This is a genomic window from Ruegeria sp. BF8, from assembly GCF_056538625.1.
On the sequence record NZ_JBQFTL010000001.1, the window covers coordinates 840,531 to 853,223 of the forward strand.

12 protein-coding genes are annotated in these 12,693 nt (G+C 60.9%); 6 read left to right on the top strand and 6 right to left on the bottom strand.

Annotated features, from left to right (window positions below):
- Positions 1-72: 72 nt before the first annotated feature.
- From purM to rnd, 3 genes are all read left to right on the top strand, one after another.
- On the top strand, positions 73-1,119 hold the full coding sequence (purM, locus tag ACR0LD_RS04185) for a phosphoribosylformylglycinamidine cyclo-ligase (protein ID WP_480635681.1): 1,047 nt from the start codon (positions 73-75) through the stop codon (positions 1,117-1,119).
- Entirely contained in the window at positions 1,116-1,712 is a 597-nt protein-coding gene (gene purN, locus ACR0LD_RS04190) for a phosphoribosylglycinamide formyltransferase (RefSeq protein WP_170367187.1), read from the top strand. The genes purM and purN overlap by 4 nt, the downstream gene beginning before the upstream one ends.
- A gap of 113 nt (positions 1,713-1,825) precedes the next feature.
- Entirely contained in the window at positions 1,826-2,983 is a 1,158-nt protein-coding gene (rnd, locus tag ACR0LD_RS04195) for a ribonuclease D (RefSeq protein ID WP_480635682.1), read from the top strand.
- Between the two features lie 8 nt (positions 2,984-2,991).
- Here rnd and ACR0LD_RS04200 read toward each other — a convergent pair whose 3' ends face one another.
- Positions 2,992-3,516, bottom strand: coding sequence for a hypothetical protein (locus ACR0LD_RS04200; protein ID WP_170338953.1), 525 nt, complete (start codon positions 3,514-3,516; stop codon positions 2,992-2,994).
- A 138-nt stretch (positions 3,517-3,654) separates the two neighbouring features.
- On the opposite strand from ACR0LD_RS04200, the gene ACR0LD_RS04205 reads away from it, so the two are divergent.
- Positions 3,655-4,065 carry a SufE family protein gene (locus ACR0LD_RS04205; protein WP_170373320.1) on the top strand — a complete coding sequence of 137 codons (411 nt, stop codon included), beginning with the start codon at positions 3,655-3,657 and terminating at the stop codon, positions 4,063-4,065.
- 25 nt (positions 4,066-4,090) lie between these two features.
- On the opposite strand, the gene ACR0LD_RS04210 is transcribed toward ACR0LD_RS04205, so the two are convergent.
- Positions 4,091-4,762, bottom strand: coding sequence for a DUF1638 domain-containing protein (locus ACR0LD_RS04210; RefSeq protein ID WP_170359069.1), 672 nt, complete (start codon positions 4,760-4,762; stop codon positions 4,091-4,093).
- 175 nt (positions 4,763-4,937) lie between these two features.
- Positions 4,938-5,636 (bottom strand): corrinoid protein, encoded by a 699-nt coding sequence (locus ACR0LD_RS04215; RefSeq protein ID WP_093962188.1) that lies wholly within the window; start codon positions 5,634-5,636, stop codon positions 4,938-4,940.
- 277 nt (positions 5,637-5,913) lie between these two features.
- Between ACR0LD_RS04215 and ACR0LD_RS04220 the strand changes: the two genes are divergently transcribed.
- Positions 5,914-6,984, top strand: coding sequence for a PA0069 family radical SAM protein (locus ACR0LD_RS04220; RefSeq protein WP_170367183.1), 1,071 nt, complete (start codon positions 5,914-5,916; stop codon positions 6,982-6,984).
- A 38-nt stretch (positions 6,985-7,022) separates the two neighbouring features.
- Here ACR0LD_RS04220 and gltA read toward each other — a convergent pair whose 3' ends face one another.
- A complete protein-coding gene (gene gltA / locus ACR0LD_RS04225) occupies positions 7,023-8,318 on the bottom strand; it encodes a citrate synthase (RefSeq protein ID WP_170338439.1) in 1,296 nt (431 codons plus the stop codon).
- A gap of 114 nt (positions 8,319-8,432) precedes the next feature.
- Positions 8,433-9,839 carry a glutamate--tRNA ligase gene (gene gltX / locus ACR0LD_RS04230; RefSeq protein WP_480635683.1) on the bottom strand — a complete coding sequence of 469 codons (1,407 nt, stop codon included), beginning with the start codon at positions 9,837-9,839 and terminating at the stop codon, positions 8,433-8,435.
- A 78-nt stretch (positions 9,840-9,917) separates the two neighbouring features.
- Between gltX and ACR0LD_RS04235 the strand changes: the two genes are divergently transcribed.
- Positions 9,918-11,960, top strand: a complete 2,043-nt coding sequence (locus ACR0LD_RS04235) for a ComEC/Rec2 family competence protein (RefSeq protein ID WP_480635684.1) — start codon at positions 9,918-9,920, stop codon at positions 11,958-11,960.
- Here the strand turns inward: ACR0LD_RS04235 and lexA are convergent.
- On the bottom strand, positions 11,944-12,642 hold the full coding sequence (lexA, locus tag ACR0LD_RS04240) for a transcriptional repressor LexA (RefSeq protein WP_170390251.1): 699 nt from the start codon (positions 12,640-12,642) through the stop codon (positions 11,944-11,946). The two genes, ACR0LD_RS04235 and lexA, sit on opposite strands and share 17 nt — an antisense overlap.
- Between the last annotated feature and the right edge of the window lie 51 nt (positions 12,643-12,693).

Genomic DNA, 12,693 nt, shown 5'->3' on the forward strand with positions numbered 1-12,693 from the left:
GTCAAGCCTGACCGTTGCAACGCGGCGCACAATCGACTAACCCGCGCTGAAAGCATTCATGAGGGAACGGCCATGACAGCGGGCAAGAACGGCATCACCTATGCAGATGCGGGCGTGGATATCGATGCGGGCAACGCGCTGGTCGACCGGATCAAGCCCGCCGCCAAGCGGACGAACCGCCCCGGCGTCATGAGCGGCCTTGGCGGGTTCGGCGCGCTTTTCGACCTGAAAGGGGCAGGGTATTCCGACCCGATCCTGGTGGGGGCAACCGATGGCGTGGGCACCAAGCTGCGGATTGCGATCGACACGGGCGTGGTCGATGGTGTGGGGATCGACCTGGTGGCCATGTGCGTGAACGACCTGATCTGCCAGGGGGCCGAGCCGTTGTTCTTCCTGGATTACTTCGCCACGGGCAAGCTGGACACCGAGACCGCCGCGCGGATCATCGAGGGCATCGCCGAGGGCTGCGTCCGATCGGGCTGTGCCTTGATCGGGGGTGAAACCGCCGAGATGCCGGGGATGTACCCCGATGGCGACTTCGACCTGGCAGGCTTTGCTGTCGGCGCGATGGAGCGCGGCAGCGATCTGCCCGCCGGTGTGCAGGCCGGGGATGTTCTGCTGGGGCTGGCCTCGGACGGGGTGCATTCCAACGGCTACTCGCTGGTGCGTAAGCTGGTTCAGATCTCGGGCCTGGGATGGGACGCGGACTCGCCGTTCTGCGACGGGCCTTTGGGAGAGGCGCTGCTGACGCCCACGCGGCTCTACGTCAAACCTGCCCTCGCCGGGATCCGGGCGGGTGGCGTCAATGCGCTGGCGCACATCACTGGCGGCGGGCTGACCGAGAACCTGCCGCGCGTGCTGCCCGACGACCTGGGTGCGCAAATCGACCTGAACGCCTGGGATCTGCCGCCGGTGTTCCGTTGGCTGGCGGAAACCGGGGGCATCGCCGAGGCGGAAATGCTCAAGACCTTCAACTGCGGGATCGGCATGATCGTCGTCTGTGCCGCCGACCGCGCCGATGACCTGGCCGCCCTGCTGACGGATGCCGGCGAGAGCGTCGCGCGCATCGGATCGGTCACCGAAGGGGCGGGCGTCAGCTACGCAGGCACGCTGCTGTGAGCCACAAGCGCGTCGCCATCCTGATTTCCGGGGGCGGGTCGAACATGGTGTCGCTGGTCGACAGCATGACAGGCGACCACCCGGCGCGCCCCTGTCTGGTTCTGTCGAACAATGCAGATGCTGGCGGCTTGGCCAAGGCGGCGGATCGCGGGATTGCCACAGCCGTGGTCGATCACCGGCCGTTCGGCGGTGACCGCGCCGCGTTTGAGGCCGAGCTGTGCAAGCCGCTGCTCGAGGCGCAGCCAGACATCATCTGCCTGGCCGGGTTCATGCGCGTTCTGACGGGCGATTTCGTGTCCCGCTTTCAGGGGCGGATGCTGAATATCCACCCCTCGCTGCTGCCCAAGTACAAAGGGCTCAACACCCACGCCCGCGCCATAGCGGCGGGAGATGCCGAACATGGCTGCACCGTGCACGAGGTTACCGCGGCGCTGGATGACGGTCCGATCCTGGGTCAGGCGCGGGTTCCGGTCGAACCCGGCGACACCCCGGATTCGCTTGCTCGGAAGGTGCTGGCCTGGGAACACAAGCTGTATCCGGCGGTTCTGGAGCGCTTTGCCCGTGGCGATCGCGCACCGGTGTTACTCCCCTGATCTTGCGCCAGAGATTTACATGAGCGGCCAATTCGGCCTATGGTCTGGCCAAGCGCTCGGGGCAGAAGAAACCAACGGGCAATGACCAGAGCAAGAGCAAGATTAGCAAGCGCATGAAGACCCTCAAAACCACGCGAGAGTTGGCTGACTTCTGCAAGGCTGCCGCCCAACACCCCTATGTGACCGTCGATACCGAATTCCTGCGCGAGCGGACCTACTACTCCAAGTTATGTCTGGTCCAGTTGGCCGTGCCCTCTGAAGAAGAGGACAGCGCGGTATTGGTCGATCCGCTGGCAGAAGGACTGTCGCTTGAGCCGCTTTACGAATTGTTCCAGAACGAAAACGTCGTCAAAGTTTTCCATGCCGCCCGCCAGGACCTTGAGATTTTCTGGGTGGAAGCCGGTATTTTCCCCAAGCCGCTATTCGACACGCAGGTCGCTGCAATGGTTTGTGGTTTCGGGGAACAGGTTGGCTATGAAACGCTGGTTCGCAAAATCTGCAAACAGGGTCTGGACAAGACCTCGCGGTTTACTGATTGGTCGCGGCGCCCGCTGAGCGAGGCCCAGCAGACCTATGCGCTGGCGGACGTAACGCATTTGCGCAAAATCTATGAACATCTGGCCGCAGAGCTGGAAAAATCCAAGCGCAGCCATTGGGTAGCGGAGGAGTTGCGCGTTCTGACCGATCCGGCAACCTATGACATCCGCCCCGAAGAGGCATGGCGGCGGGTCAAGACCCGAACCAACTCGGCCAAGTTCCTTGCGGTGGTGCGGGAGCTTGCCCGGTTCCGTGAGGAATATGCCCAGCAGAACAACGTGCCACGCAGCCGTGTATTCAAGGATGATGCGCTGGTCGAGCTGGCGTCGACCAAACCACGCACGCATGCTGATCTGGGCAGCTCGCGTTTGCTGCTGCGCGAAGCGCGCAAAGGTGCCATCGCCGACGGTATTCTGGCCGCCGTTCAGGCCGGTGTGAGTTGCCCGCCTGAGGATCTTCCGCGGGTGGACAACAGCCGGGACAAGATCAAGGTGAACCCCGCGCTGGCTGACCTGCTGCGGGTATTGCTGAAGTCAAAGACGGAAACCGCAGGGGTCGCGGCCAAGCTCATCGCGACCAGCTCGGAGCTGGATCAGATCGCGGCTGGGGACCGTGACGTTGCTGCGATGTCCGGCTGGCGGTTCGAGGTTTTTGGCGAGGACGCGCTCAAACTCTGCAGAGGCGAGATCGCCTTGGCAGCGAAGGGACAAACTGTTCAGGTCGTCCCCCTGTAAGACCGATTTCAGCGCCGACGCGATTCCAGGGCGTTCTGCTGACCGACCACGCGGATCAGACGAATGCCTTCAAGGTCCTGACGGCTGACATTGACCGCATCGGTCACTTCACGCGTACGTTCGGGCCCCTGCGCAGTGGCATAGGTCGGGTAGTTCACGCGGAAAACGAACTCCATTACGCCGTTCTTCCGGTTTTCCTCGGATTCCACGAAGGTGAGCTTTGCGTCATAGGCGCCCTGGCGGAAGGCGGTGCCTTGCGCGACAACGATTGCCCCCGAGGCGTTCGGTTCGATCCGCAGCTCGGTGATGGTGGTGATCGGTACGCTGGTATCTTCGGGTTCAGGGCGCGCGAACAGTCCCCGGCCCGAGCTTTGCTTCGGCACCAGCGCATCTGCGTCGCTGGCCGATGTCTCGACCGGGGCAGGGGTGCTGTTCCCGAACCAGTTCGACGGGTTTGCCCGGGAATCGCGCCAGCTGCTGCAGGCGGACAGGGTCAACAGGGCGACAAGAAGGACGGAAACAGTTTTTTGCATGGACCCAAAGCTTTGCAAGGTATTACCCGCACTGGGTTAGCCTACTTTCGGTCGTTTGAAAAGCCGCCCATGGGGGTGGACACCGGACATCGAGCGACTTAGGTCAGAACCAGAACCGCAACCAGAGGACCCACGTTCATGGCCACGCCTGCCTTTGAGGAGATTGTCGAGGATTTCGAGTTCCTTGAGGACTGGGAAGACCGGTACCGCCACGTGATCGAGCAGGGCAAGGCGATGGAGCCGCTGGATGACGCCTTGAAGGTGCCGGCAACCAAAGTCCATGGCTGCGCCAGTCAGGTCTGGCTTCATCCGGTGATCGAAGATGGTGTTTTTCGGTTTGACGGCGACAGCGACGCGCTGATCGTGCGCGGTCTGATCGCTGTATTGCGTTCGCTTTACAACGGTTTGCCCGTTGCCGAAGTGGAGAAGGTCGACGCCGCGGCCGAGCTTGCCCGATTGGGGTTGAATGAACATCTGTCGGCCCAGCGGTCGAACGGTGTGCGTGCGATGATCGACCGAATCCGAGACGTAGCGCGCGAAAACGCCTGAGCCGGTTTCGCCATTCGGGGGCCAATCAGGAAGAATTGGGGCGTGCGTCGGCCCAGTCTTTCAGCGTGGTCTCGAGATCGCCATATCCGGTAAAACGGCGTTCGAACTCCAGCCCCATCCGATCGGCGCATTCCTGTGCCCGACGGGTCAGTTCGGGGTCATCTGTCTGCGCTTGGTAGATCAGCTTGGTGTAATTTCCGAAATACATGTCGCGCAGTTCCGGGTGCCGATCCAGCCCCAGCGGTTTCCAGACGAACGCATCAAATTGTCTGGCCAGAAAGTCGGTCAGGTAAAAGGCCGTAGTCTCATCGTCGCCGCGTTCGGCGAATTTGTCGTTACCTTCGAAGAAGGAATAACAGTGCGGTCCCCGCACCATTTCGACACCCAGTCGTTTACAGGCCTGCTCCAACAGTCCGCCGGTCCCGCAATCGGCATAGACGACAAAAATCCGGTCATACTGGTCGCGATGCTTGGCGACGGCATCCTCGACGGCCTGAGTGATCCGTTCGGGATAGACATGCAGGATGGCAGGCAAGCACGTCAGAGCAAGGTGGTCCCAGCCGTTGCGTGTTTTCAGGTCCAGAATCTCGCGCGCCAACGCGCCGCAGGCGATCAACAGGATGCTTTGCTGTGCATCCATCTCGTCAAAGCCCTTTTCCGTCAGGCGTTTGTCGTCAGGCATGTCGTGCTGCGGCATGTTTCGCCTCCGCAAGGTTCCAATGTCAAATGACTGCGAAAAAGCCCCGGATGCAAGTTCGCGGCCTTTGGGATCACACACTCGGCACCTGAGTTTCGATCTCGTTGTGATGCCACGGCCCGGAAATGAAAAAGCCGCCCGGACAGGCGGCTTTGACAAAACAAGGCGTGCAGGATCAACCCGCCAGTTGGTTGTGCTTGCGCGAGACGAACTCCTTGGCGGTTTCGACCGCAACCGCCGCGTCCCGGCAATAGGCGTCAGCGCCGATCGCCTTGCCGAACTCTTCGTTCAGCGGGGCGCCGCCTACCAGCACGATGTAATCGTCACGCTTGCCCTGTTCGACCAACGTGTCGATGACCACTTTCATGTACGGCATGGTCGTCGTCAGCAGGGCCGACATGCCCAGAATATCAGGCTGCTCGGTTTCAAGCGCTTCCAGGTAGTTTTCGACCGGATTGTTGATGCCGATATCGACAACCTCGAAACCGGCGCCTTCCATCATCATCGAGACGAGGTTCTTGCCGATGTCGTGGATGTCGCCCTTGACGGTGCCGATCACCATCTTGCCAACGCGCGGAGCGCCGGTTTCCGCCAGCAGAGGCTTGAGGATGGCCATGCCGCCCTTCATCGCGTTGGCGGCCAGCAGAACTTCGGGCACGAACAGGATGCCGTCGCGGAAATCCTGGCCGACGATAGTCATGCCGCCGACAAGCGCCTTGGTCAGAATGTCATAAGGTGCCCATCCACGTTCCAGCAGGATGTTCACGCCTTCTTCGATCTCTTCCTTCAGACCATCGTAGAGGTCATCAAACATCTGTTCGACGAGTTCGTCGTCGTTGAGTTCCGACAGGACGATGTCTTCTTCATCGGACATGGGTCATTTCCCTGAGCTGGCGGGCCTTGCGCCCTTGGTGGCTGTTTTTCCCGTTTTGGCCATTTCGCCGCAGTTAGACTGTGACGATTGCGACCTCGGCGGTTCCGAGACCGACCTATAGGTGAAAATCTTGCCGCGCTCGACGCCAAATTTCACATGATCTTTCTGAGCGGTATTCATGGGTTCTGTGCTTGAGACAAGGCCGGCAACTGTGATGGCAGACTTGCCGCGGAAACCCGCAGATGCTAGGAATTACGTGAACAAAGAGGGAACAAATATGCCGTTGCGCCACACTATTTCCGGGCGAGGTGCCGTATCGAACGATGCTGGTCGGTACGAGGCGTATGCGCACGAAGCGGTCGATGACGGCTGGGAGGATCCCGAGCCTCTGCCTCCCTTGCGAACCTCGGTTCGGGACGAGGTCGCGAAGTCTCTGATCACCTACAACAAGTCACCGGATCTGCCATTTGACCGGTCGATCAACCCGTATCGCGGGTGCGAACACGGTTGCGTCTACTGCTTTGCCCGACCCACACATGCATATCTCGGACTATCTGCCGGGTTGGATTTCGAAACGCGACTGATCGCACGTCCGAACGCGCCTGATGTGCTTGCGCGCGAGCTTTCGTCCGCGCGGTACAAGGTGGCGCCGATTGCGCTGGGTACAAATACGGACCCGTATCAGCCGATCGAAAAAATACTTTCGATCACAAGGGCCTGCCTGGAGGTTCTGAGAGATTTCAACCACCCGGTTGCGATCGTGACAAAGGGTGCTTTGATCGAACGGGATATCGACATTCTCGCGCCGATGGCCGCCCTCGGGCTGGTCCGGGTCGGCATCTCGCTGACCACGTTGGATTCTGGCCTGTCGCGGCGGATGGAACCGCGTGCCCCTGCGCCAAAACGTCGGCTGCGCACGATCCGAAAGTTGACCGAGGCCGGGATTCCCGTGCGCGTCATGACGTCCCCGATCATTCCGGGACTGACCGATCACGAGCTTGAAGCGCTGTTGGAGGCGGGCCGCGACGCAGGCGCGGATGCGGCCAGTTGGATCATGCTACGGTTGCCCCGCGAAGTCTCGCAACTGTGGCAGGAGTGGTTGTCCGAACACGAGCCTGGTCGCTCCGAAAAGGTCATGGCGCGGTTGCGCGAAATGCACGGGGGCAGGGACTACGACCCGCGGTGGGGGCATCGGATGCGCGGCGAGGGGGTCTACGCCGAAATGGTCGCCAAGCGGTTCAAGTCTGCGATTGCGCGACTTGGATTGGCGACCACAACTCCCAAACTGCGTTGCGACCTCTTTGCACGGCCTGCGCGGGCCGGGGATCAATTGTCACTGTTCCAATAAGAAAAGACCCCGCTCGATGGCGGGGCCTTTTGTCTGTCTCAGCGGTTTTCGATGTCGACGTAGTCGCGCAGAGTTTCGCCCAGGTACAGCTGGCGCGGGCGGCCAATCTTGTTCTGAGGATCGGCGATCATTTCTTTCCACTGGCTGACCCAGCCAACGGTGCGCGACAGCGCGAAGATCGGGGTGAACATCGAGGTCGGGAAACCCATCGCCTCGAGAATGATGCCCGAGTAGAAATCGACGTTCGGGAACAGCTTCTTGTCGACGAAATACGGATCTTCCAGTGCTTGTTTCTCAAGCGCCTTGGCGACCTGCAGTTTCGGGTTGTTCTCGATGCCCAGCAAGTCCAGAACCTCATCGGCCGACTGCTTCATCACTTTGGCGCGCGGGTCAAAGTTCTTGTACACGCGGTGACCAAAGCCCATCAGGCGGAACGGATCGTTCTTGTCCTTGGCGCGTTCGATGAACTCGGGGATGCGGTCGACGCTGCCGATCTCTTCCAGCATCTCGAGGCAGGCCTGGTTGGCGCCGCCGTGCGCCGGGCCCCAGAGGCAGGCGATACCGGCCGCGATGCAGGCGAACGGGTTCGCGCCCGACGACGAAGCCAGACGCACGGTCGAGGTCGAGGCGTTCTGCTCGTGATCGGCGTGCAGGGTGAAAATCCGGTCCATGGCGCGGCTGAGGATCGGGTTGACGACGTAGTCCTCGGCCGGAACGGCGAAGCACATGTACAGGAAGTTCGACGCGTAGTCCAAGTCATTGCGCGGGTAGATGAACGGCTGACCGATCGAGTATTTGTATGCCATCGCCGCAATTGTCGGCATTTTGGCGATCAGGCGGTGCGTCGCGATTTCGCGCTGGCGCTCGTCGCCCACGTCAGTCGAGTCGTGATAGAAAGCCGACATGGCTCCGACCACGCCCACCATCGTAGCCATCGGATGCGCGTCGCGGCGGAAGCCACGGAAGAAATAGTGCATCTGCTCGTGGATCATGGTGTGGCGGGTGATGGTCGTTTCGAACTCTTCCAGTTCGTCGGCCTTGGGCAGGTATCCGTACAGCAGCAGGAAGCACACTTCGAGGAAGTGCGATTTCTCGGCCAGTTGGTCGATCGGATAGCCACGGTGCAGCAATTCGCCCTTTTCACCGTCGATATAGGTGATGGTGCTGTCGCAGCTTGCGGTCGAAGTGAAGCCTGGGTCGTAGGTGAACACGCCGGCCTGACCGTAGAGCTTGCGGATGTCGACTACGTCGGGTCCGGCCGTTGGCGAATGAACCGGCAACTCATAGGTTTTTCCGTGGACGGTCAGAGTCGCTGTCTTGTTGCTCTCGGTCATGTTTTCCCTTCCTCAATCATACGAATGCCGGCTCGCTGACCGACAAAACGGGCGGTGATCGCGCAAGTCTGCGCGAGTCAGGTCGTAGCGGAGCAGCGTTACCCGAATGTGAAGTCAGGACTGTGCCGCTGCATCAGAAATCCGTGCAATGGTCTCATCCCGACCTAGCACGAGCATCATGTCAAAAACCGAAGGTGTGACGGCCCGACCCGCCAACGCAGCCCTGAGGGGGCCAGCCAGCTTGCCGAACTTCAACCCGTTTGCCTCGGCAAACGAATTGAGGGTCTCCTCCAGTTCGTTCCGGGTCCAGCTAGCATTTTGCAGCTGCGGCGTCAATTGATCCAGTATACCGTCGGATACAGAACTCAGCGCCTTTTCTGCCTTCTCATCGCGCTCGATCGGTCGCGAAGTCAGTGCAAAATGCGCCTTTTCAAGGAGTTCCGGAAATGTACGCGCCCGATCCTTGAGGCAATACATCGCACGTTCCAAATCACCCGATTGTGTTTCTGTCAGCGCAGGCAGGCCAGCGGCGTCCAGATATTCTTCGATTTCTTGCCGCAATGCAGCATCATCGGATATGGCGATGTGCTGTCCGCACAAGTTCTCGAGCTTTTTCAGATCGAACCGCGCCGGGCTTTTCCCGATTCCGTCCAGGTCGAACCATTCCTTGGCCTGTTCATCGGTAAAGAACTCGTCGTCCCCGTGGCTCCAGCCCAGGCGCGCCAGATAGTTTCGCATACCGGCGGCAGGATAGCCCATGGCCTGATACTCCTGCGCGCCCAATGCGCCGTGCCGCTTGCTGAGTTTCTTTCCGTCAGGGCCGTGGATCAGCGGGATGTGCGCCCAGACCGGAACTTTCCAGCCCATGGCTTCATAGATCATCATCTGCCGCGCCGCGTTGTTCAGGTGGTCGTCGCCACGAATGACATGCGTCACACCCATGTCGTGGTCATCAACGACCACCGCCAGCATATAGACCGGTGTGCCGTCCGAACGCAGGAGGACCATGTCGTCCAGCTGATCGTTTCGGATGGTTACGTCACCTTGGACCTTGTCGCGGATGACGGTTGTGCCATCCTGCGGAGCCTTGATCCGCACAACGAAGGGGCGGTCGGGGTGTGTGCTAGGGTCGGCGTCGCGCCACGGGCTGCGGAACAGGGTCGACTTGCCCTCGGCCCGGGCCTGTTCACGAAAGGCCGCGATTTCTTCCTGGGTCGCAAAGCACTTGTATGCTTTGCCTTCTGCCAGCAGCTGATGCGCGACTTCGGCGTGACGAACTGCGCCCTCGAACTGGCTGATGACATCTCCGTCGTGGTCGAGCCCGAGCCAGCTCATGCCCTTGAGGATAGCCTCGGTCGCTTCGGGCGTTGACCGTTCGCGGTCCGTGTCTTCGATCCGCAGCAGGAACTTTCCGCCTCGACCACGGGCGTAAAGCCAATTGAACAGCGCAGTACGGGCTCCGCCAATGTGCAGATAGCCGGTGGGCGAGGGTGCAAATCGGGTGACGACCTGATCGGACATTATAGTGATTAACCTTTTGGTAACCGCGTTGAGCGTAGAGTCGAGCCTGTCTAACGAGCCTCAAGGACGGGGGCAACCATGCGTGTTGTGGCGTGGGTCGAAGGTGCGTTGCTAAACCAGCGAGGGCACCTTTTGCCTTGGTCTCCGGTTTGTCTGGCCATCGGCATAGGCCTGTATTTCGCAATCCGGTTCGAGCCGGATGCGCGGATTTATTCGGGCCTGTCCGGGTTGGCCCTGCTTGCCATTTGGGCCAGCCGCCGGATGTCGTCTGCCTGGGCTCCGTTGGCAATAGGGGGGGCGCTGGTCGCCGTTGGGTTCATCCTGGCGGGTGCTCGCGCTCACATGGTTGCAGAGCCGGTTTTGAAATGGCGCTATTACGGCCCGGTTGAGGGGAGGGTCGTGGCGTTGGATCGCTCTGCTTCGGATGCGCTGCGGGTTACGCTGGACCAGGTACGGATCGGGGACGTGCCGTCGGACCAAGCCCCGCGGCGCATCCGACTTTCGTTGCATGGCGACCATGTACCGATTGTGCCAGGGCAACGCGTTATGACGACGGCCCATCTGTCACCGCCGCAAGGTCCCGTCGAACCCGGCGGCTTTGATTTTCGCAGACATGCCTGGTTTAAGCGCTTGGGCGCGGTCGGATACGCGCGCACGCCAGTGGTCACTGCCGCTCCGTCCCGCTTTGAGGCCGGGGTGCGTGTCGCTGCCGTGCGCATGGCCATTTCCGACAGAGTGAGAGAAGTGCTGCCAGGTGATGTCGGCGGCTTTGCCGCGTCTGTTTCGACCGGGGATCGCAGCGGCATCAGCGCCGCCGCTTTGGACAATTTGCGTGCGTCGAACCTTGCTCATCTGCTTGCAATCTCAGGCCTGCATATGGGGTTGTTGACAGGGTTCGTCTTTGTGACTTGCCGGGTACTGCTTGCGGCCTTGCCCGCGTTGGCGTTGCGGTGGCCGGTTCGCAAGGTTGCCGCGGTCTGCGCGCTGATCGCTGCAACGCTCTATCTGTTGCTTTCTGGGGGCAATGTCGCGACCGAGCGCGCCTTCGTGATGGTATCGGTTCTGTTTGGGGCGGTTTTGATCGATCGGCGTGCCATATCTTTGCGGGCCGTCGCGGTTGCCGCGCTGTTGGTGCTGTTTCTTCGCCCCGAATCATTGCTCAGCCCCGGTTTTCAGATGTCCTTTGCCGCCACGACAGCACTGGTCGCGGTTTTCGGTGCCCTTCGCGACGTCGAGGTTCCAAGAGTACCCAAGTGGTTGCGCCCGGTGGGTGGGCTTCTGTGCTCCTCGGCGGTCGCTGGTTTGGCGACGGCCCCAATTGGTGCGGCACATTTCAACATGGTGTCGCACTACGGCTTGCTGGCCAACACCCTGTCCGTGCCGGTTATGGGATCCGTCGTGGTTCCCTCGGCAGTTCTGGCAGCGATCCTCGCGCCTTTCGGGCTCGAGGCCGTTGCGATCCATGTGATGGGTATCGGACTGGCGTGGATCCTGGCCGTCTCGGACTGGGTGTCCGGCCTCGATGGTGCACGGGGCTTCGTTGCCAGCTCGCCCGGTTTTGTCCTGCCGCTGTTTTCCTTGGGTGCGCTGTGGGTCATTTTGTGGCAGGGACGCAGCCGCTGGGTCGGAGTTTTTCTGATGGCATTCGCCGCAGTATTCTGGGGACAAGGCCAGCGGCCCGAGGTGCTGATCGCCGATTCAGGTGGTTTGGTCGGGGTGATGACCGAGAAGGGCCGCGCGTTGAGCAAGGAAAAAGGCGCTGGGTTCGTCGCTTCGGTCTGGCTTGAAAACGATGGAGACGGAGCAACCCAGCCGGAGGCTGCGGGCCGGTGGCCATCGGCCCCAGATCTTGTTCAGCGATATCCTTTAGAGGATTTCCAGCTGGTCCACATCACGGGCAAGCGCGCGGCGCAGCAGGTCACCGTTTGCCGACCGGGCGAACTCGTGGTCTCTGCCGTGCCGATCAAACTGACCGGTGACTGCGCCGTTTTTGATCCTGACCGACTGCGAAAGACCGGCAGCCTTGCGATCCGCCAAGGAAAGATGTTCAGCAGCGCTGATGCGACGGGGCCGCGCCTTTGGTCACCGGCTCGGCCCGACGGCTTCAGTAAGTCCGAATAAGTCCGACGAGACGCCCTTGAACCTTGACCTTATCCTCGGGCAATACCCGCGTTTCGTAAGCGGGGTTGGCGGCCTCGAGCGCGATCGCCTGGCCGCGCCGGAAAAACCTTTTCAGGGTTGCCTCCTGATCTTCGACCAAAGCCACGACAATGTCGCCATTGTCTGCCGAAGACGTTTCGCGGATCACGACCACGTCCCCGTCATTGATACCGGCGTCGATCATGGAGTCTCCCCGCACCTCAAGGGCATAGTGTTCGCCACGGCCCGATACCATCGTGCCCGGTACCGCAACATGATGGGAAATGTGGCTGATCGCCTCGATAGGAACACCGGCGGCAATTCTGCCCATCACCGGAAGTTCGAGAGCGTCCACCGACACAGGATCGACATTGGCGGGGCGGGGCATGCTGGGCTTGTCACCTTCGATCACGCGGGGCGTGAAGCCGGCGGTCGGCTCGCCTCCAAGACTCTCGGGCAGTTTCACGATCTCGATCGCGCGCGCCCTGTGGGCGAGACGCCGGATGAACCCACGCTCTTCCAGTGCAGTAATCAACCGATGGATGCCGGATTTGGATCTCAGGTCCAACGCCGTTTTCATTTCGTCAAAGCTGGGTGGAACACCGTCCGCCTGAACGCGTTTGTGGATGAATTCCAGCAAATCCAATTGCTTCTTGGTCAGCATCGCTCACACCTCGTTGCCCATGCGTTTTCTTTTGTTCTACGCATGTTCACG